18 protein-coding genes are annotated in these 19104 nt (G+C 59.8%); 14 read left to right on the plus strand and 4 right to left on the minus strand.

Annotated elements, in window-relative coordinates; genetic code table 11:
* Positions 1–166 precede the first annotated feature (166 nt).
* A complete protein-coding gene (locus ACCC96_RS22160) occupies positions 167–1528 on the plus strand; it encodes a cache domain-containing protein (RefSeq protein ID WP_413696908.1) in 1362 nt (453 codons plus the stop codon).
* A gap of 33 nt (positions 1529–1561) precedes the next feature.
* A complete protein-coding gene (locus ACCC96_RS22165) occupies positions 1562–2194 on the plus strand; it encodes a response regulator (RefSeq protein WP_413696909.1) in 633 nt (210 codons plus the stop codon).
* On the opposite strand, the gene ACCC96_RS22170 is transcribed toward ACCC96_RS22165, so the two are convergent.
* Positions 2191–2715, minus strand: coding sequence for a cupin domain-containing protein (locus ACCC96_RS22170; RefSeq protein ID WP_413696910.1), 525 nt, complete (start codon positions 2713–2715; stop codon positions 2191–2193). The genes ACCC96_RS22165 and ACCC96_RS22170 overlap by 4 nt on opposite strands.
* A 24-nt stretch (positions 2716–2739) precedes the next feature.
* Positions 2740–3261 carry a transporter suffix domain-containing protein gene (locus ACCC96_RS22175; protein ID WP_413696911.1) on the minus strand — a complete coding sequence of 174 codons (522 nt, stop codon included), beginning with the start codon at positions 3259–3261 and terminating at the stop codon, positions 2740–2742.
* Positions 3262–3463: 202 nt separating this feature from the next.
* On the opposite strand from ACCC96_RS22175, the gene ACCC96_RS22180 reads away from it, so the two are divergent.
* The 3 genes from ACCC96_RS22180 to ACCC96_RS22190 are packed head-to-tail and all read left to right on the plus strand — an operon-like array spanning position 3464 to position 7155.
* The gene (locus ACCC96_RS22180; protein WP_413696912.1) at positions 3464–5002 is read left to right on the plus strand and encodes an efflux transporter outer membrane subunit; all 1539 of its coding nucleotides are present in this window, start codon (positions 3464–3466) and stop codon (positions 5000–5002) included.
* The gene (locus ACCC96_RS22185; protein WP_413696913.1) at positions 4995–6134 is read left to right on the plus strand and encodes an HlyD family secretion protein; all 1140 of its coding nucleotides are present in this window, start codon (positions 4995–4997) and stop codon (positions 6132–6134) included. The genes ACCC96_RS22180 and ACCC96_RS22185 overlap by 8 nt, the downstream gene beginning before the upstream one ends.
* The gene (locus ACCC96_RS22190; RefSeq protein WP_413696914.1) at positions 6124–7155 is read left to right on the plus strand and encodes a DUF2955 domain-containing protein; all 1032 of its coding nucleotides are present in this window, start codon (positions 6124–6126) and stop codon (positions 7153–7155) included. Before ACCC96_RS22185 ends, ACCC96_RS22190 begins: the two co-directional genes overlap by 11 nt.
* Here the strand turns inward: ACCC96_RS22190 and ACCC96_RS22195 are convergent.
* Both ACCC96_RS22195 and ACCC96_RS22200 read right to left on the minus strand, forming a co-directional pair.
* Positions 7140–7592, minus strand: coding sequence for a hypothetical protein (locus ACCC96_RS22195; RefSeq protein WP_413696915.1), 453 nt, complete (start codon positions 7590–7592; stop codon positions 7140–7142). The genes ACCC96_RS22190 and ACCC96_RS22195 overlap by 16 nt on opposite strands.
* Entirely contained in the window at positions 7589–8515 is a 927-nt protein-coding gene (locus ACCC96_RS22200) for a helix-turn-helix domain-containing protein (RefSeq protein WP_019578879.1), read from the minus strand. The genes ACCC96_RS22195 and ACCC96_RS22200 overlap by 4 nt, the downstream gene beginning before the upstream one ends.
* Positions 8516–8677: 162 nt before the next feature.
* On the opposite strand from ACCC96_RS22200, the gene ACCC96_RS22205 reads away from it, so the two are divergent.
* From ACCC96_RS22205 to arnT, 9 genes are all read left to right on the plus strand, one after another.
* Positions 8678–10036, plus strand: a complete 1359-nt coding sequence (locus ACCC96_RS22205; RefSeq protein WP_018925852.1) for a glutamine synthetase family protein — start codon at positions 8678–8680, stop codon at positions 10034–10036.
* A gap of 79 nt (positions 10037–10115) precedes the next feature.
* The gene (locus tag ACCC96_RS22210; RefSeq protein ID WP_019649698.1) at positions 10116–11204 is read left to right on the plus strand and encodes a polyamine ABC transporter substrate-binding protein; all 1089 of its coding nucleotides are present in this window, start codon (positions 10116–10118) and stop codon (positions 11202–11204) included.
* On the plus strand, positions 11201–12502 hold the full coding sequence (locus tag ACCC96_RS22215; RefSeq protein ID WP_413696916.1) for an NAD(P)/FAD-dependent oxidoreductase: 1302 nt from the start codon (positions 11201–11203) through the stop codon (positions 12500–12502). The genes ACCC96_RS22210 and ACCC96_RS22215 overlap by 4 nt, the downstream gene beginning before the upstream one ends.
* A gap of 230 nt (positions 12503–12732) precedes the next feature.
* Complete coding sequence (locus tag ACCC96_RS22220) at positions 12733–13329, plus strand: paraquat-inducible protein A (RefSeq protein ID WP_019578875.1); 597 nt, start codon at positions 12733–12735, stop codon at positions 13327–13329.
* Positions 13326–13994: a paraquat-inducible protein A gene (locus ACCC96_RS22225; RefSeq protein WP_019649695.1), complete on the plus strand. Its 669-nt coding sequence runs from the start codon at positions 13326–13328 to the stop codon at positions 13992–13994. The genes ACCC96_RS22220 and ACCC96_RS22225 overlap by 4 nt, the downstream gene beginning before the upstream one ends.
* The gene (locus ACCC96_RS22230) at positions 13975–15630 is read left to right on the plus strand and encodes an intermembrane transport protein PqiB (RefSeq protein WP_413696917.1); all 1656 of its coding nucleotides are present in this window, start codon (positions 13975–13977) and stop codon (positions 15628–15630) included. The genes ACCC96_RS22225 and ACCC96_RS22230 overlap by 20 nt, the downstream gene beginning before the upstream one ends.
* Positions 15631–15646: 16 nt before the next feature.
* Positions 15647–16201 carry a membrane integrity-associated transporter subunit PqiC gene (locus ACCC96_RS22235; protein WP_019649693.1) on the plus strand — a complete coding sequence of 185 codons (555 nt, stop codon included), beginning with the start codon at positions 15647–15649 and terminating at the stop codon, positions 16199–16201.
* Positions 16202–16489: 288 nt separating this feature from the next.
* A complete protein-coding gene (locus tag ACCC96_RS22240) occupies positions 16490–17170 on the plus strand; it encodes a histidine phosphatase family protein (RefSeq protein ID WP_413696918.1) in 681 nt (226 codons plus the stop codon).
* Between the two features lie 187 nt (positions 17171–17357).
* Complete coding sequence (gene arnT / locus ACCC96_RS22245; RefSeq protein ID WP_413696919.1) at positions 17358–19079, plus strand: lipid IV(A) 4-amino-4-deoxy-L-arabinosyltransferase; 1722 nt, start codon at positions 17358–17360, stop codon at positions 19077–19079.
* Positions 19080–19104: the final 25 nt, after the last annotated feature.

Here is a 19104-nt window from a genome sequence, read left to right on the forward strand (position 1 = left end):
TTTTGTTGCGTCTTCCTCCCCCCGGGGGGGGCGCGGCCCCCCCCCCCCCCCCCCCCCCCCCAACCCCTCACTCCCTTAGGTTTTGCATTTCATCACGACCGCAGGCGCGTATCTTTGGCATATGATGCCGGGCCTTCGCCCTCCCTCGGTCTGGCCAGGAGTAGAGATGCAGCTCAAACACAAAATCGTCGCGCTCGGGATTCTGCCGCTGGTGCTGGCGATCGCGGTCATCTGCGCGCTGGTGATTTCCCTGAACCGCCAACTGGGTGATCAACAGGCGCAACTGATCGAAGACAGCATTCTGGCCAGCAAGCGCGCAGAGCTGAAAAACTACGTCGAAATGGCGCAAAGCCTGATCGCGCCGCTGTACGACAACGGCCGTGGTGACGAACACGCACAGCAACAAGTGCTGGAAGAACTGCGCAAGCTCAGTTTTGGCATCAATGGCTACTTCTTCGTCTACGACCGCGAAGGCCGCAGCCTGATGCACGCACGCCAGTCGGAGCTGGTGGGCCAATACCTGTGGGACATGAAAGACCCTCACGGCCTGCCGGTAATACAGGCGTTGCTCAAAAGCGCGGCATCCGGCGAAGGTTTTCAACGTTACGCCTGGAACAAACCCTCTTCCGGCCAAGTGACCGACAAGCTCGCCTACGTGGTGATGCTCGATCGTTGGGGCTGGATGCTCGGCACCGGCATCTACCTTGAAGACGTTGAACGCGCCACCCAGCAAGCGCGTGCCGAAGTGGCTCAGGGCATCCGCACAACCATGCTGGCGATTGCCGCGGTGGCGCTCGTGGCGGTGCTGTTTGTGTTCGCCAGCGGCATGACGCTGAATGTCAGCGAGCATCGCCTGGCCGACAAAAAACTGCAGCGCCTCACCCAACGCATCGTCAGCTTGCAGGAGGAAGAGCGTTCGCGGGTTTCCCGAGAGCTGCACGACGGTATCAGCCAGTTGCTGGTCTCTATCAAGTTTCAGTTCGAACTGGCCAGCCATGTGCTGGAGAATGGCCAAGACAAAGGCTTGAGCATTTTAAGAGACGCCACCGAGCGCCTGGGGGAAGCGATCGGTGAGGTTCGCAGCCTCTCCCACGACCTGCGCTCATCATTGCTCGACACCCTCGGCCTGCCGGCGGCAATCGGTCAACTCGCCGCCGAGTTCGAGCAACGCAGCGGTCTTGTTGTAACCTTCAACGATAACGAATTTGACTGTCACCTGGCCGATGGCGCCGCCGCCTCGCTGTTTCGCATTGTGCAAGAAGGCCTGACCAACATCGAACGCCACGCTCAGGCAAAACACGTCATCATTACCCTGCACGGCTGCGAAAAGTCCGTACGGTTGACGGTGATCGATGACGGCATCGGTTTCAACGTCGCCCAGGTCGAACGTCGCCAGGCCGGCATTGGCCTGCGTAATATCCGCGAGCGAGTCGAGCATTTTGGCGGTCGATTCGACCTGACCTCGATGCCGGGGAAAAGTGAGCTGGACGTAGTGCTGCCGATGAAACCACCCGGTACAGAACGCTGACTCCACCCATAACAATTAGAGTGAATGCCTGCGATGAACCTGCCCTACCCGATCCGCGTCGCCCTGGTCGACGATCACTCCCTGGTCCGCGATGGAATCAAATCGCTGCTGTCGGTCATGGCGCCGCTGGAAGTGGTGGGCGAGGCCGAGAATGGCGCCGATGCCATCGAGATGGTCGGACGCTGCCAGCCGGATTTGTTGCTGGTCGACATCAGCCTGAAGGATATCAACGGGCTCGAGCTGACCCGGCTGTTGCGCAGCCAGTACCCGTCGCTCAAGGTGCTGGTGCTGAGCATGTACGACAACTACGAATACGTCAGTGAATCGGTTCGCTCGGGGGCCAGCGGCTATGTACTGAAGAACGCGCCTTCACGGGAAATCATTGCGGCCATCGAGGCCATTGTCAGTGGCGGGACGTTCTACAGTGCCGAAATCGCCCAACGGCTCATCGCCGATAAAAGTACCGACAACGAACTGACACCACGCGAGAGCCAGGTGCTGTACAAAATGGCTCAGGGGTTGAACAACAAGGAAATGGCTCGCGAGCTGGACATCAGCGTCCGCACAGTGGAAACCCATCGCCTGAGCATCCGCCGCAAACTCAACATCGACAAACCCGCCGCCCTCGTAAAATACGCGATCGATCACGGGATCATTTCTGGTTAATCCGCAGTCAGCTTTTCAAACAATTGCGAATGCTCGGGAAACATTTCACCGAGCTTGCGCCGAGTCCCCAGTTGCATGTCCGCGTAATCAAACCCCGGTGCAACGGCTTCACTGATCAAGCCGTAACCTGCCGCGCCATCCAGCAGTTGCGAAGCCTTCCAGACGCCGCCCGGCACATGCAGCTGCAAACACTGACCCGCAATCACGTCGCTGCCCATCACCACGGTTTTCAATGAACCGTCCGGAAAAATCAGGCTGTACTGAATCGGGTCGCCCAGATGGTAGTAATGCACGATGTCGGACTGATTCAGATGGAAATGGCCAATCGGCGCATCCTCGGTCAACAGGTAATAGATGGAGGTCAGCAAGTAACGCTGACCTCCATCGGTCTCAACCATGGCGCGGTGATCCGCCTGAAAGGTTCTGCGGTAGAAACCACCTTCCGTGTGCGGTTCGAGGTTGAGCGCAGCGACGATGGCTTGAGCATCAGGTTTGTTTGTATCGAGTCCATCTTTCTTCATCCTGCAGACGCTCCTGACGACGATTCACACTGTACTGGTATTCACGACACGCGCCGTGCGGATAAACAAGGCACGGACCTTGTCCCAAAAATTCCCGCCCAATACGAAAAAGCTGCCGACCAACAGGGCATCGCCCAACACCTGGACCTGCCAGAGGTTCGGTCTCAGCCCCGGCCAAAGCGTATCTACGTAAGGTTCGAGAAACGATGAAATCAGTGGCAGGCAAAACATCACCAGGCCAATTCGATGGCGAGCCGGGCCTACTTCCAGTTCAGTCGGTGCGAGCGTGGAAACATAGCCAAACACGCTGCGCTTGAGTTGCTGAAAACCAGACTTGCCCATGACGGCGATGGCGAGGATCAGCAGAATCTTGTTGCTGATAAACAGGATGCCTGTCAGTGCCGCGATTTTTGGGCCGGGCACATCCGCGGCGGCGGCGAGTGGCACCGTCAGCCAGGAGATCACTGTCAAACTGAGTATCGCAATGCCTGCTTTGAAGCGCCAACCGGTGGAACTGGGGGCAATCTCGTCCTGGGGGCTGCTCATGGTCTTCGTACCCGTCTTTTTGGCCCGAATGAATAACTTTCAGAAGCGTAGCAGTTGCCCGACCCCATGATCGTCCAACATGACCTTGTGTTTGTCCGGGCTGTACTAACCTAAGCAAACCGGCTCAAGCCCAATAGCCAGGGCATTCAATACTTGGGGACTCCAGGATGAGGTTTTCCCGTGACCTGCTTGTAGTGCAGCCATGCTGACGCGTTCGGCTCGGCTACTTCTGCTGGGCGCCCTGGGCCTTGGCGGCTGCGTGCGTCTGGGACCGGATTTCCAGGCCCCGGGCGAGGCCTGGACAAAACTCTGGAGCAGCCCTGCGCTTGAACAGGCCAGCCAAAGACGCGCCTATCCCGATGTGCGCCAGTGGTGGCAAGTGTTCGCCGACCCGGTCCTCGACGGGCTGATCGCCGAAGCGGATGCGCACAATTCCAACCTGAAAATTGCCGGCCTTCGCGTCATGGAAGCCCGTGCCCGGTTGGGGATTGCCCAAAGCGGACGCTATCCGCAACTGCAACAGGCCAGCGCCGAGAGCTTGTACATCAACCGTCGGCAATACGGCGGCAATAACCCGCAAGACAGCCATTTCTGGCAACACAGCGTGGGCTTTGATGTCGGTTGGGAGCTGGACTTCTGGGGACGTTTCAGTCGGGCCATCGAGTCGTCAGATGCCAGTTACTTTGCGGCTCAAGCCAATTATGAAGACGTACTGGTACTGCTGCGTGCTCAAGTGGCCGACACTTACTTCTCATTGCGCACCACCGAAGCGCGTTTACGCGTCGCCCGGGAAAACGCCGAACAGCAGAAGCGCAACTTTGAAATCACCGAGAAACTGTTCAACAGCGGCCAGAGCGCCGAGCTCGATTTGCAACAAGCCAAGACCCAGTACCTCGGCACCTTGAGCAGCATTCCCGAGCTTGAAGGGCAAGTGCTGCGCACCCGCAACGCATTGGCCGTACTGATCGGACAGCCACCCAACGCCCTGCCCCGATTGCTCGAAAACCAGGGATTGATTCCGCTGGTAGACCGTGCCGTGCTGCAAGACGTACCCGCCAGTCTGCTGTTGCGTCGACCGGATGTACGCGCAGCCGAACTCAACGTCGCCGCCCAATCGGCGCTGATCGGCGTGGCAGAAACCGATTTCTACCCGTCGCTGACCTTGCTCGGCAGCATCGTCTGGTCGACCGACACGCTGAAGGGCACCTCCAACAGCCTGGACCTGATCGGCGGCCCCAGTTTGCGCTGGAACCTGTTTGATCACGGTCAGATCAGCAACAACGTGCGGGTGCAGGATGCGCGGTTGCAGCAGCTGATCGAGGTTTATCGCGACAAAGTCCGCGAGGCTGCGCGCGAAGCCGATGATGCCGCCAGCGGCCTGAGCAAATCACTGGAACGCGAGCGCATCCTGAGTGAAGCGCAGGTCGCCGCCAAGCGCTCGCTGAGCCTGGCCAACAGCCAATACCGCGAAGGCTACTCGGACTTCCAGCGGGTGCTGGATGCCCAACGCGCATTGCTCGAACAACAGGACAATTACCTGGTCAGCCGCAGCAATGCCGTGAGCAACCTGATCGCCTTGTACAAAGCCCTCGGCGGTGGCTGGTACAGCGCCCTGCCAACCGTCGACCCAGGCACTCGCCAACAAATGGAACACCGCACCGACTGGGGCAACCTGCTGAATGAACCGGCCCCTTCGCCAGCCCCCTCTTCCACGCCAGACAAGGTCAAAGCCGATGAGTGAACCCTCACCGCCCGCCACTGAAGCGCCCTCTTCCAAGGCGCCCGAACCGGCTGCCGATCCGGCAAAAAAAGGCATCAAATGGGTGCTGCTGCTGATCGTCCTGAGCCTGGCCTGGTATCTGTTGGCTGACCGTTTCACGCCGTATACGCAACAGGCTCGGGTCGGTGCCTTTGTGATTCCGGTGGCGGCTGAAGTGGCCGGCCGCGTGATCCGCGTGAATGTGCGCAACAACCAAGACGTCAAGGCCGGCGATGTGCTGTTCGAGGTCGATCAGCAGCCCTATCAAATAGCCGCCGACCGCGCACGGGCTGACCTTGAGTCTACCCGCCGGCAGATCGGCGCCAGCACTGCCGGCATTGCCTCCGCGCAAGCCTCGTTGCGGGCGGCCCAGGCCAATGAACTCAAGGCCCGGCAGGATAACGAACGCCTTGAAAGCCTGTACCGCCAAGACCGCGGAACCATTTCCGTGCGCCTGCTGGAAGCCTCGCGGGCCAGCCGTGAACAGGCCGTCAGCCAGGTCGCCGCGGCCCGTGCCGAAGTCCAGCGAGCACGGGAACAGGAAGGTGGCAGCGAGGAAGACAACGCGCTGTTACGCAGCGCCGCCACGGCATTGTCAAAAGCCGAACTCGACATGGCCAACACCCAGGTCCGCGCGCGCTCGGCGGGTTTGATAACTGACCTGCGCACCGACGTCGGGCAATTCGCCGCGGTCGGCACGCCGGTCATGACCTTGATTGCCATTCACGATGTGTGGATCAGTGCGGACATGACCGAGAACAACCTGGGGCGGGTCAAGCCTGGAACTCCGGTGGCGATCGTGCTGGACGCGCTGCCGGGCGAGGTCTTCGAGGGACGGGTGCGCAGCGTCGGCTACGGCGTCAGCGTGGGGCAGACGCCGGCGCCGGGCACCTTGCCTAGCGTGCAGAACAGTCGCGACTGGTTGCGTCCGGCCCAACGCTTCCCGGTGATCATCGAATTTTCTGACGAGGCGATGCAGGTGCTGCGTGACAGTCGCGCCATTCGTGCCGGTGGCCAGGCCGAAGTCATGGCCTTTCCTGCGCAGAACAATCCGCTGAATCCCTTGGGACGCCTGTTTTTCTGGCTGATGAGTTGGTTGTCTTATGCCTACTGATCGCCCGCCCGGATTCCAACGGGCGCCGCGTCTCGCCGTCGGCACGGCGCTGTGCCTGGCCATCAGCTTCGGCCTGGCGCTGCCGATTCCGTTTATTGCGCCGGTGCTTTCTGTGTTGCTGTTAGCCACGCTTAACAAACCCCTGCCATTCAAGGCCGGAGTGATGCTGGCAGTGGTTGCCATGCTGACCACCGGCATCGGGCTGTTACTGATCCCGGTCCTGCGTTATTACCCCCTCAGCGGTGTGCTGCTGATCGGTGTCAGTCTGTTCCTGGCCTTTGGTTTCGGGCTGCGCGGTGGCAACGCCCTGGTCGTGACCTTTCTGATCATTGGCCTGACGATGATTTCCTCGGCCGGCGTTGCCGAGTTCGATCTGGCGATGATGGTCATCGGTGCCCTGGTCAAGGGCTTGCTCCTCGCCGTCATCGTCGTCGCGATCAGTCACTGGCTGTTTCCCGAACCGGCCAATGCACCCACGCCACCTGCCGCCAGCGCTATGCCGGCGCAGGAAGTACCCAGGATTGCGCTACGTGCCACCCTGATCGTGATGCCGGCGTTTCTGTTGGCGCTGATTGACCCGGCCAGTTATCTGCCGATCATTTTAAAAGCGGTCAGTCTGGGCCAGCAGAGTTCAACGGTAACGACGCGCAACGCCAGTCGTGAACTGCTCGGCTCGACCTTGATGGGCGGGCTGTTGGCCATTGTGTTCTGGTGCGCGCTCAGCCTGTTCGTGCACTTGTGGATGTTCTTTCTGTGGATGCTGCTGTTTGGCTTGCTGTTGGCGCGCAAGCTCTATGCCCTGAGTCCGACTCGGCAAACCCCGGGGTTCTGGCTCAACAGCCTGGTCACGTTGATTATCCTGCTGGGCCAGTCGGTGCAGGACAGTCTTGCCGGCAAAGACGTCTATACCGCCTTCGCCGTGCGCATGGGGTTGTTTATCGCCCTCACGCTCTATGCCGACCTGATGGTTCACCTGATCGAACAGCGGCAGCGAACGCCTGGTGCTCAGGGCGTTACCTGATAACCCCGCCCTTGCAGGCAACTGGTATAGGCGGTTGAACTGGTCGACGCGTTGGTCTTTTGCTGCGCCCGGCGTTCCTGACGCTGACGCGCGCCACCGACCACCGCGCCCGCCGCCGCGGTTTGCCCGGCACGGTTCTGACGATATTCCTGCTTCACATCGTCGTCGACCCGATCGTAAAACTCGTCATGCTGACGCCCCCGCACCTCAGCGCCCACCGCCCCGGCAGCGGCACCCACCGCAGCACCGCGCAGTCGCCCGCCCGAGGGTGGTGGGGTTGAGGAACTCTGACTCGCCGCGACGTTACGGCAATCGTTGATGTCCAGCTGGGTTTGTTGCGAACTCTGCCCTTTCAACGGCACAACCGTTTCGGCCTGGACCTGCGTACAGGCCATCGACACTACGACACACAGACTCCAAGACGATAACCGACTCATGATGACCTCCGACAAGGTCCACTGTGTTGGCGGGCGAGCGTCTGGCTGGGAAGTTCCTGGAACAACGCTCGATAACTGCTGGAAAACCGCCCCAAATGCCAGAACGACCAGTGCATCGCCACTTGCGCGACTGTCGTGTCGCTGGCCGTTCGGCTGAGCAACTCACGGCGCGCACTGTTGAGCCGGCGCAAGCGCAACCAATGCGAGGGCGTCATCCCGGTGTATGCCTTGAACGCGTGCTGCAACTGACGCAACGAAACCCCGGCCACCTGGGACAGTTCCAGCAAATTGAGGGTTTCTTCCGGGGTATCGGCGGCCCATTCGGCGACGCGCTTCATGATCGTTCGCTCTTCGGCCCGGCGCTGCAAGCCTGCTCGATCCAGGCACACACAGGCGTTATCGAGGATGAACAAACAGTCCTCCAACAACTGCTGGGTCAATGCCTCTTTGCTCGGCGGATCCAGCGTCTGCTCCAGTCGCGTCAAGGTGCCGCTCAACCAGCGGCTGAACAGCGCGTTCTGCCCGCAATTGAGCGGCGACATGAACAAGCCTTCGAGCCGCGCCACGTCCAGGCCATGCCGTTGAACGAATTGCGGCCCGAACACCACGGCGATTTCCTGGTAGTTCTCCGGGGTGATCCAGATGTTGCGGCTCTCGCCGTTCAACATGTACAGCGAGTTGTCGTTGCGATCGAAACAGAACGCCAGTGAGCCTTCGGGGGCGCTGAAATTCTGCTCGACCCGGGTGTTCATCTGCTCTTCGTAAATCTCCACGCCTTGCAAGTCCAGATAGCGCACCCGCCCGGCGAAATGCCCCGGCGACATCTGCTGATAGTGCTGCACCCAACCCGGTGTGGCGCGGATCTGCTCGGCCACGTCGGCGGTGTTGAAGGCTTGAACCTGTAACGGATTGCACGCTGTCATGGGGTGACCTTACGCACTCGTTTGGTGCGTTTTGGTGCTGCTTAAAGTGGATAGATGGAACGCTGCGGCTCACCCAAGATAGTCGTCAACGCGCCACAGGGGAAGTGTCCGGTGGATGAAGGCGCCTTCCCCGGCGTAATTCAAACCAACAATGAGGTCTTTATGAATGTCCCTTTCGATCAGCTGTTCACGTGGCTGAAAGATCACAAGATTACCGAGGTCGAGTGTGTGGTCAGCGACTTGACCGGCATTGCTCGCGGCAAGATCGCACCCACCAACAAGTTCCTGCATGAGCGAGGCATGCGCCTGCCGGAAAGTGTGCTGTTGCAAACGGTAACCGGGGACTTTGTCGACGACGACATCTACTACGACCTGCTCGACCCGGCCGACATCGACATGGTCTGCAAACCTGTCGCCGACGCGGTTTACGTGGTGCCGTGGGCCATCGAACCCACCGCCATCGTGATCCACGACACCTTCGACAAGTTCGGCAACCCCATCGAACTGTCGCCACGCAATGTGCTGAAGAAAGTGCTGCAGCTTTACACCGACAAAGGCTGGCAGCCGATTGTCGCGCCGGAAATGGAGTTCTACCTGACCCAGCGCTGCGAAGACCCGGACTTGCCACTCAAGGCACCGCTGGGGCGTTCTGGCCGGGCGGAAAGCGGTCGTCAGTCGTTTTCCATCGACGCCGCCAACGAGTTCGATCCACTGTTTGAAGACGTCTACGACTGGTGCGAACTGCAGGGCCTGGACCTCGACACGCTGATCCACGAAGACGGCCCGGCGCAGATGGAAATCAACTTCCGTCATGGCGATGCGCTGGACCTGGCAGACCAGATCACCGTGTTCAAACGCACCCTGCGCGAGGCGGCACTCAAGCACAACGTGACTGCGACTTTCATGGCCAAACCCATTGGTGACGAACCTGGCAGCGCCATGCACATCCATCAAAGCGTGGTCGACATCGCCAGCGGCCAGCCGATCTTCGCCGATGCCGACGGGCAGATGAGCGAACTGTTCCGGCACCACATCGGCGGCCTGCAAAAGTACATTCCCAAAGTGCTGCCGATGTTCGCGCCCAACGTCAATTCGTTCCGCCGCTTCCTGCCCGACACCTCGGCGCCGGTCAACGTCGAATGGGGCGAAGAAAACCGCACCGTCGGCCTGCGCGTGCCGACCTCGAGCCCCGACGCCATGCGCGTGGAAAACCGTTTGCCGGGTGCCGACGCCAACCCTTACCTGGCAATCGCCGCGAGCCTGTTGTGCGGCTACCTGGGCATGGTCGAAAAGGTCGAGCCGAGCGCCGCGGTGCAGGGGCGTGCCTACGAGCGACGCAACCTGCGGCTGCCGATCACCATCGAGGACGCACTCACACGCATGGAAGAGTGCGAAACCATCAAGCGCTACCTGGGCAGCAAATTCGTCCGGGGGTATGTCGCGGTCAAGCGCGCCGAACATGAAAACTTCAAGCGTGTGATCAGCTCCTGGGAGCGGGAGTTCCTGCTGCTTAGCGTCTAACCCACCCCTAATGATCGTTCCCACGCTCTGCGTCGGAACGATCAACGACGATCACCAAATAACACAAAGAGGTGTCGATATGCGTCTATTGAAATCCGTGGTTCCGGTCGCGCTGGCGGTATTGTTCAGCGCCGGGGCGCAGGCTCAGCCGAGCGTCAGCGTCTACAACTGGACCGATTACATCGGCGAGACCACCCTCGCCGACTTCCAGGCAAAAACCGGGATCAAGGTGATCTACGACGTATTCGATTCCAACGAAACCCTGGAAGGCAAACTGCTCGCCGGCCGCACCGGGTATGACGTGGTGGTGCCGTCCAACCACTTTCTCGCGCGCCAGGTGAAGGCCGGTGCGTTCCTCAAACTGGATCGCTCGCAGCTGCCCAACTTCAAAAACCTCGACCCGAAACTGCTGACGCTGCTGGAGAAAAACGATCCGCAGAACGCGCATTCCGTACCGTATCTGTGGGGCACCAACGGCATCGGCTACAACGTTGACAAGGTCAAGCAAGTGCTGGGCATTGATCACATCGATTCCTGGGCCGTGTTTTTCGAACCCGAGAACCTGAAGAAACTCAGCCAGTGTGGCGTGTCGATGATGGACTCGGCTGATGAAGTATTCCCGGCAGTCCTCAACTACATGGGCATGGACCCACGCAGCGAAAACCCTGAGGACTTTAAAAAAGCCGAAGCCAAACTCTTGAGCATCCGGCCTTACATCACCTACTTCCACTCCTCCAAGTACGTCTCGGACCTGGCCAACGGCGACATCTGCGTGGCCTTCGGTTACTCCGGCGACGTGTTCCAGGCGGCCAATCGCGCCAAGGAAGCGAAGAACGGCGTGAACATCGCCTACTCGATCCCCAAGGAAGGCAGCAACCTGTGGTTCGACCTGCTGGCAATTCCCGCCGACGCCAGCAACACGAAAGAGGCCCACGCCTTCATCAATAACCTGCTGGACCCGCAAGTGATCGCCAAGGTCAGTGCCTCGGTGGGCTATGCCAATCCGAACCCGGCGGCCAAGGCCTACATGGATGCTGAGTTGGTCAATAATCCTGAGGTCTACCCACCCCAGGACGTCCTCGACAAACTCTACATTTCCACCACCCCGCCCCAGGCGATCATGCGCCTGATGACCCGTTCCTGGAGCAAAGTGAAGTCCAACCAATGAATCAGTACGACAAGCAACATGCCCGCTCCTATTACGCGGTATCGGCCAATGGCATGGCACCCTACCCTACGCTGGATTCGGACCTTGAAGCCGATGTCTGCGTGATCGGTGGCGGGTTCACCGGGGTCAACACCGCGATCGAACTGGCGCAGCGCGGGCTCTCGGTGATTCTGCTGGAGGGCCGGCGAATCGGCTGGGGCGCCAGCGGTCGTAATGGCGGGCAGTTGATCCGTGGCATTGGCCATGACGTCAGTGGGTTCGCCCGTTATGTCGGCGAGGAAGGCGTGCGTTATCTGGAGCGTGCGGGCATCGAGTCCGTGGAGCTGGTGGGCAATCGCATCCGTGAACATGGCATCGATTGCGACCTGCGCTGGGGCTTCTGCGAACTGGCCAATACCCCGGCGCAGTTCGCTGCGTTCAAGGCTGAGCTGCAAAGCCTCGCCGAGTTGGAGTACGCCCATGAAACCCGACTGGTCGGCCCCGAGCAGATCCGCCAGCAAGTGGTGGGCTCGGACCTTTATGCCGGCGGCCTGATCGACATGGGTTCTGGGCACTTGCATCCGCTGAATCTGGTGCTCGGCGAAGCGCAACTGGCGCAATCCCTCGGGGTACGGATTTTCGAGCAGAGCCCGGTGCTGGAGTTGGTCCACGGCAGCACCGTGCAGGTTCGCTGCGCCGGCGGTACAGTGCGCGCCGGCAGCCTGGTGCTGGCCTGTAACGCACATCTGGAAGAACTCGAACCGCGCCTGAGCGGTAAGGTGCTGCCGGCGGGCAGTTACATCATCGCCACCGAACCGTTGGCACCCGACGTGGCCGCGCAATTGATTCCGCAAAACCTGGCGCTGTGCGACCAGAAAGTCGGCCTCGACTACTACCGGCTCTCGGCGGATCGACGTCTGTTGTTCGGCGGTGCCTGCCATTATTCCGGGCGCGACCCCGTGGACATCGGCGCCTATATGCGGCCGAAAATGCTCAAGGTCTTCCCGCAATTGGCGGATGTGCGCATCGACTATCAATGGGGCGGCAGGATCGGCATCACCGCCAACCGTTTCCCCCAGGCCGGCCGCCTGAGCCAGTACCCGAACGTGTTCTACGCCCAGGGTTATTCCGGCCATGGCCTGAACGTGACCCACTGGTGCGCCCGGTTGCTGGCCGAAGCGATTCAGGCCGGCCACAGCCAGGGGCTGGACGTGTTCAGCGCCGTGCCGCACATGACCTTTCCCGGCGGACGAGCCTTGCGCTCACCGCTGCTGGCGCTTGGCATGTTCTGGTATCGCCTGCGTGAATTACTTGGCTGAACTGTGGCGAGGGGGCTTGCCCCCGTTGGGTCGCGAAGCGACCCCAAAACCTGCCATCGCATTCATGCAGGCATACCGGTTGACGACTGCGCAGCCGAACGGGGGCAAGCCCCCTCGCCACAAGTCGCATCCGGGTTATCCCTGGAGTAGCCTTTAGATTTGCTCAATCGCAAGTCACTTCTATATTGAAGGAGTGCTCTGACTCTTCTGCCTTCCGGCGAGTGCGGCCCATGGCGACGACTGCTCCATTGATCATCTGCGAGCACTGCGACTGCGTGTATGAAAAAGTCACGCTCGCCAAACATCAAAAGGCCCTGTGTACCCGTTGCGGCGGTGTGCTTGCGCGTTACAACGGCTTGTCGGTGCAGCAACGCCTGGCGCTGAGCTTCACGGCGGCAGTGCTGTGGACTTTCTCGAATTTCTACCCGGTCATGACCATCAGCCTCAAGGGCATGAAGAACAGCGCGACGCTGTGGGATTCGGTGGTGGCGCTGAGCCAGGGGCCGATCACTTTCATTGCGTTGGTGGCGGCGATTTCCATCATCATCGCGCCGATGTTCCAGCTGCTCCTGTTGATCTGGGTATTGAGCTTCGCCCTTACCTCCCGACGTTCACCTGGCTTCAAGCTGTGCATGCGCTGGCTGGAAACCCTCAGGCCCTGGAGCATGCTGGAAGTCTGCTTGCTGGGGGCGATGGTCGCGGTGTTCAAACTCGCCGGGTTGCTGGATGTGCTGCCGGGTATCGGCATGTTTGCCCTGGCGGTCCTCAGCCTGTTGCTGATCCGCATCGCCGGGCGCGATGTACGTGATCTGTGGGACACCCTATGAACAGGCCTCCGCTCGCCAGCGAACTCAACCTCTGCCTGTGCCACAGTTGTGGCATGGCCTGCGACATGACCGATCAACCTCACGAATGCGAACGCTGCGGCGCGCCGTTGCATGCCCGCAAACCTGACTCTCTGACCCGGACATGGGCCTACCTGCTGGCCTCACTGGTGTTTTATATCCCGGCCAATCTGCTGCCGGTAATGAACACCAGTCTGTTCGGCAACGGCTCCGACAGCACCATCATGAGCGGTGTGCTGGAGTTCTGGGCACACGGTGCATGGGACATTGCGCTGATCATTTTCATTGCCAGCATCGCGGTGCCGGGCATCAAGTTCGTTGCTCTCTCCCTGCTGCTGATCACGGTGCAACGCGGCAGCTTCTGGGCGCGCAAGGAACGTTCGAGGCTTTACCGTTTTGTCGAGCTGATCGGCTACTGGTCGATGCTCGACGTAATTGTCGTTGCGCTGGTGGCGGCATTGGTGAAATTCCAGGCTTTGGGCGATATCGAACCGCGCCCGGGCATTCTGTTCTTTGGTCTGGTGGTGGTGTTCACCATGCTGTCGGCGATGAGTTTCGACCCGCGACTGATCTGGGATAAAGAACGGGATCAAGAGCCGGAAAACCCACAAGATGAGGAGCGCATGGATGAAGTCCCAAGCCACTGACGGTCCGCACGCCCCTGGCCAGGCCGCGATCAAGACTCGTCGCTTCAGCGTTTCGCTGGTATGGATCGTGCCGATCGTAGCGGTGTTGGTGGGGATTTCCCTGGTGGTGCACAGCTGGCTGCAGGAAGGCCCGACCATCACCATCACGTTCAAGACCGGTAGCGGCCTGGTGGCCAACAAGACCGAGGTCAAATACCGCAATGTGGTCATCGGCCGCGTCTCGGAGGTGAAACTGAGCGGCGACCAGAAACGCGTCGACGCCACGATCCAGCTCGACAAACAGGCTGAAAGCTTTACTCGTGCAGACTCGCAATTCTGGGTTGTGCGGCCGCGCATCGGTGCCGGTGGCGTTTCGGGCATCGATACCTTGCTGTCGGGCGACTACATTGGTGCCGACATCGGCCAGGCCGATGCCCGTTCCAAACACTTCACCGGGCTGGAAAACCCGCCGCCCATTACCTATGGCGAGCCGGGCAAACGCTTCATGTTGCACACTCAGGACCTCGGCTCGCTGGACATCGGCTCCCCCGTCTACTACCGCAAGATCCCCGTCGGGCAAGTGGTGGCGTATGAACTGGATGCCGACGGCAAAGGGGTGAACATCGAAATCTTCGTGCATGCACCCAACGACGCCTATGTCACCGAAAATACCCGGTTCTGGAACGCCAGCGGTATTGATGTGAATGTCGGCGCCAACGGTTTTGCGGTGAAGACCGAGTCCCTGTCGGCCCTGTTGGTGGGCGGCATCGCGTTTCGCGCGCCGGAATACAGCCCCAACGATCAAGTGGCAGCGGAGGATAATGCCTTCGACCTGTTCGAGGATGAGCATACCGCCCTCGCCCCGCCCAACGGCAAGGCGCAGTACCTGAGCTTGCGTTTCGATCAGGCATTGCGCGGGCTCAAGGTCGATGCACCGGTGGAATTCCTCGGCATGGAGATCGGCCGGGTGGTAGCGGTCAATCTGGATTTCGACGTGAAGAACCGCAGCTTCCCGGTTAACGTCGGCATCGTGATCTACCCGCAACGCCTCGGTAAGGCTCATCTCAAATTGCTCGAGGCCTTGAAGCATGACCCCAACGATGAAGCCGCCAGCGTGCGCCTGATCGGCTCCTTCATCGAAAACGGCCTGCGAGCCCAGGCCCGTAACGGCAATCTGTTGACTGGCCAGCTGTACATCGCGCTCGACTTTTACCCCAAAGCAGAGAAAGTTGCGTTCGATCCAACCGCCCGTCCCGTCGTTATTCCCACCATTCCCGGAAGCCTTGAGCAGTTGCAGGAAAAACTCGAGAGCATGGTCAACAAGATCAACCAGCTGCCCATCGAACGCATAGCCGGCAACCTCGACAGCAACCTCGTCGAACTGCGCAAAGGCCTCGCACAATTCAACGCCAAGACCCTGCCCGGCGTGCAAACCACCCTGTCGGACGTCAGCAAGACCTTGCAATCGGCCAGTTCGACCCTCGCCGAAGATTCGCCGCAACGGGAACAACTGAGCCAGACCCTGGACGAACTTGGACGCATGTCGCGCTCGTTGCGTGAACTTTCGGACTACATGGGACGGCATCCGGAATCGCTGATTCGCGGCCGCCCCGACAATGCCCCGCCGATGGATCTGCAAGGGCCACCGCGCAACTGACCACAGGAGCTACCCCATGGCATTTTCGCTGAAGATCACGCTGGTCACTGCGTTGTTACTACTCGCCGCTTGCCGCAGTGATCCGATTCAATTCCACACCCTGACCCCGGCTCAACCGAGCGGTGCAAGCGGCGGCGCGGACATCCAGATCGAAAGCATCACCGTGCCGCCCCAGGTCGACCGTCCGCAGATCGTCATTCGTCAAGGCAACGCCGGCCTGGCAATCCTCGAAACACAATGGTGGGGCGCAAGCCTGTCGGAAGAACTGCGCAGTGCCCTGGTCGATCAACTGGTCAACAGTAACCCGCAGCGCAAAGTGTCGTTGCGCCTGGAAGTTCAGCGTTTTGATTCGATACCCGGCCAGTACGCATTGATCGACGTCAAATGGCGCCTGCGCAAACTCGGCGAAGGCGACGCTGCACTGGTCACCTGCCGCAGCACCTTGCAGACGCCTTCCGGCACGAGTATCGATGAGTTGGTGGTGGCTCATCAGAACAATGTGAAGCGCTTGGCCGCCACCATCAGCCAGGCTACCGCAGGCACATCGAAAAGCTGCCCGGCAACTAAATGACAGTCGTCAGGCGCCTTCCAGTTCAATGGTGAAACAACTGCCGTTGGGCTGAAGGCTGCTGTGTACCACACGCCAATTCTGATGGGGCACTGCACGTGGTGTTCAAGACAAGCGTTGCAACAACCAACTAAAAAAAATACTGAAATTTTTATACGCAAATTTTTCACATCCCTTTCACCACTCCGACACCTGCCTTGAACTAGTGTCTTTCCATGGCCCTTCAAGCGTTGTTACGCAGGGTTGTATTTGAAAGTTGTTCTCTATTGCGTACCGACGGGTAAACAAAACATGGTTGATCATGTATCGCGCAAACAGCCAGCGGCACGAATCGTTACATCGCGGCTCGGCAAACTGGCCGCGGTAACGGCCGCTCTGCTTATCGCGGCACTCGTCACGGGGTTTGTCTGGTGGCCCAGATCGCCGATCAACCTGGCGACCGCCGGGTCCGAAGCGACCAACAGCCTGGTCGATCGCTGGCAAGCCGGTGAAGTGGTGGTGCTGGTTCGCCATGCGGAACGCTGCGACCAGTCCAGCAATCCGTGCCTTGGCCCCGCCGACGGCATTACCCGAGTCGGCAGCGAAGCCGCCACAGCTGTGGGCCAAGGCTTTATGCAGTTGGGCATGACCCAAACCGATGTGCTGAGCAGCCCAGCCACCCGCACGGCACAAACCTCGCGCTACATGTTCGGTAAAGACGCGGCGACCCAGGAATGGCTGGTCAGTTGCGGCAAAACCCTGCGTAACGATGTGGTGGCGCACAAGCAAGCCCATCGGAATCTGGTGCTGGTCACGCACAGCGGTTGCATCAGCGACTTCGAAGCCCAGACCGGTTTCGAGCACGCGACGACCAGTAAGTATGGCAGCGCCTTGTTCGTGCAAATTGCCGCCGACGGGCAACCCCAGGTACTCGGCATTGTGAATGCTACTGACTGGCAGACGCTGTTGCACGGCAAAGCCTTGAAACAATAATCGCGGCAAAAAAAGTCGAAGCCGAGAAAGCGTTTTTGCTCGGGCAGACTATAACTAGTCCGTAACCCTTAGATGGCTGACGCAACTTCTGTAGTCCACATCACTATTGTGTTGCTTTATGTAAGAAGTTCCGCTAGTGCACGCATGCACCTAGCGGAGCAACATCCTTCTGCGCCAAGGTCGAGTCATGACGTCCAATAACTTGTTGCCCCACCCCGACGGCTCTTTATTGCGCGGCACCGCGCGTGCGCTGCCCATCACCGAACGCTGGATCGTGCCCGGCTTGCTGCTGGCCTACGTGGTTTTCTACCTGCTGCCGCTAGTCACCCATGGTCTATGGATTCCCGATGAAACCCGTTATGGCCAGATCAGTCAGGAAATGCTGCTGAGCGGTAACTGGGTGTCCCCGCACTTCATGGGTATCCGCTACTTCGAGAAACCCATCGCCGGTTATTGGATGATCGCCATCGGTCAAGCGGTGTTTGGCGACAACCTGTTTGGTGTGCGTATCGCTTCGGCGCTGAGCACCGGGCTGAGCGTCTGGCTGACTTACCTGATTGCTCGCCGATTCTGGAATGACCCGGGCAAGAGTTTTATCTGCGCCTTGCTCTACATGAGCTTCGGTCTGATCGCCGGACAAGCCGGATACGCCAACCTCGATCCGCAATTCACGCTCTGGGTCAACTTGAGCCTGGTCGCGTTGTGGTTTGCCATCGATAGCCATTCCTCCCGCGGCAAACTCGGCGCTTGGGCGCTGTTGGGTTTTGCCTGTGGCATGGGCTTCATGACCAAGGGCTTTCTCGCCTGGTTGTTGCCGGTGTTGATCGCCCTGCCCTACATGATTTGGCAGCGACGCCTGGGCGAGCTGTTGCGCTACGGACCACTGGCGGTGGTCGTGGCGGCGGTGGTCTGCCTGCCGTGGGTGCTCGCCATTCACCATCAGGAACCGGATTTCTGGCGGTTCTTCTTCTGGCACGAACACATTCGCCGTTTCGCTGCCGATAACGCGCAACATGCTCGCCCGTGGTGGTTCTATCTACCGCTGCTGGTCGCTTCGAGCCTGCCGTGGGCCGCCTTGTTGCCGACGACGTTGGTTCAGGCCTGGCAGCAAAAGCGCCAGCCCGTGATCGGTTTTCTGTTGCTCTGGATGCTGTTGCCGCTGGCGTTCTTCAGCTCGAGTAGCGGCAAACTGCCGACCTACATCATGCCGTGCCTGTTGCCTTTGGCGTTGCTGATGGGACACACAGTGATGGAGCTGTTGAATCAGGGGCGAGGCCGGATCATTCGCATCAACGGCGTGATCAACGTCGTCATCGCCACCAGCGCCCTGATCGCCCTGCTTTATCTGCAAGCCACCAAGGAAGTCTACGTAAACACCGAGATGTTCACCCTGTCCCTGGCGTTCATCGTGTTGCTCGGCTGGATCATCACCAACGCCTTGCAGGTGCTGCGTCCATTGATGTTCTGGGCCGTGCCGGCACTCGGCATCTGGCTGCTGGTAGCGTTGTTGCCGGCTGCGATGCCGGCACAGATCGTCAATAGCCAAATGCCTGACCAGTTCATCGCCGAGCATCTGGATGCCTTGAGTCAGACGACATCGTTGCTCAGCAACGATCTGGGTGCGGCGTCAGCTTTGTCGTGGCGACTGAAGCGGCCACAGGTCGATCTTTACAATACTATCGGCGAGCTGAAATATGGCCTCGATGATCCCGCCATGGCGTCACGTAAAGTCACCATGGACAACGTCGGGCAATGGATGACCGAGGCCCGCAAAAAAGGCGCGGTCGGTGTGGTCATGCGTGTTAACAGCGTCGTGGAAATGCAGGAAGTCGAGATGTTGCCCATCGATGGCAAGCGTTATCAGCGCGGCCAACTGGAGATTCTGATATTCCCGCAGAGCCAACCCTGACGCCGTTCTTCCTACAGGAAACCCG

The sequence above is a fragment of the Pseudomonas sp. Pseusp11 genome, assembly GCF_047304405.1.
Classification (GTDB): Bacteria; Pseudomonadota; Gammaproteobacteria; order Pseudomonadales; family Pseudomonadaceae; genus Aquipseudomonas.

What these genes read in the sequence shown, in the direction of transcription:
- ACCC96_RS22160 (WP_413696908.1), top strand. Translation starts at nt 167, where the DNA reads ATGCAGCTCAAACACAAAATCGTCGCGCTCGGGATTCTGCCGCTGGTG.
- ACCC96_RS22165 (WP_413696909.1), top strand. Translation starts at nt 1,562, where the DNA reads ATGAACCTGCCCTACCCGATCCGCGTCGCCCTGGTCGACGATCACTCC.
- ACCC96_RS22170 (WP_413696910.1), bottom strand. Translation starts at nt 2,715, where the DNA reads ATGAAGAAAGATGGACTCGATACAAACAAACCTGATGCTCAAGCCATC.
- ACCC96_RS22175 (WP_413696911.1), bottom strand. Translation starts at nt 3,261, where the DNA reads ATGAGCAGCCCCCAGGACGAGATTGCCCCCAGTTCCACCGGTTGGCGC.
- ACCC96_RS22180 (WP_413696912.1), top strand. Translation starts at nt 3,464, where the DNA reads ATGCTGACGCGTTCGGCTCGGCTACTTCTGCTGGGCGCCCTGGGCCTT.
- ACCC96_RS22185 (WP_413696913.1), top strand. Translation starts at nt 4,995, where the DNA reads ATGAGTGAACCCTCACCGCCCGCCACTGAAGCGCCCTCTTCCAAGGCG.
- ACCC96_RS22190 (WP_413696914.1), top strand. Translation starts at nt 6,124, where the DNA reads ATGCCTACTGATCGCCCGCCCGGATTCCAACGGGCGCCGCGTCTCGCC.
- ACCC96_RS22195 (WP_413696915.1), bottom strand. Translation starts at nt 7,592, where the DNA reads ATGAGTCGGTTATCGTCTTGGAGTCTGTGTGTCGTAGTGTCGATGGCC.
- ACCC96_RS22200 (WP_019578879.1), bottom strand. Translation starts at nt 8,515, where the DNA reads ATGACAGCGTGCAATCCGTTACAGGTTCAAGCCTTCAACACCGCCGAC.
- ACCC96_RS22205 (WP_018925852.1), top strand. Translation starts at nt 8,678, where the DNA reads ATGAATGTCCCTTTCGATCAGCTGTTCACGTGGCTGAAAGATCACAAG.
- ACCC96_RS22210 (WP_019649698.1), top strand. Translation starts at nt 10,116, where the DNA reads ATGCGTCTATTGAAATCCGTGGTTCCGGTCGCGCTGGCGGTATTGTTC.
- ACCC96_RS22215 (WP_413696916.1), top strand. Translation starts at nt 11,201, where the DNA reads ATGAATCAGTACGACAAGCAACATGCCCGCTCCTATTACGCGGTATCG.
- ACCC96_RS22220 (WP_019578875.1), top strand. Translation starts at nt 12,733, where the DNA reads ATGGCGACGACTGCTCCATTGATCATCTGCGAGCACTGCGACTGCGTG.
- ACCC96_RS22225 (WP_019649695.1), top strand. Translation starts at nt 13,326, where the DNA reads ATGAACAGGCCTCCGCTCGCCAGCGAACTCAACCTCTGCCTGTGCCAC.
- ACCC96_RS22230 (WP_413696917.1), top strand. Translation starts at nt 13,975, where the DNA reads ATGAAGTCCCAAGCCACTGACGGTCCGCACGCCCCTGGCCAGGCCGCG.
- ACCC96_RS22235 (WP_019649693.1), top strand. Translation starts at nt 15,647, where the DNA reads ATGGCATTTTCGCTGAAGATCACGCTGGTCACTGCGTTGTTACTACTC.
- ACCC96_RS22240 (WP_413696918.1), top strand. Translation starts at nt 16,490, where the DNA reads ATGGTTGATCATGTATCGCGCAAACAGCCAGCGGCACGAATCGTTACA.
- arnT (WP_413696919.1), top strand. Translation starts at nt 17,358, where the DNA reads ATGACGTCCAATAACTTGTTGCCCCACCCCGACGGCTCTTTATTGCGC.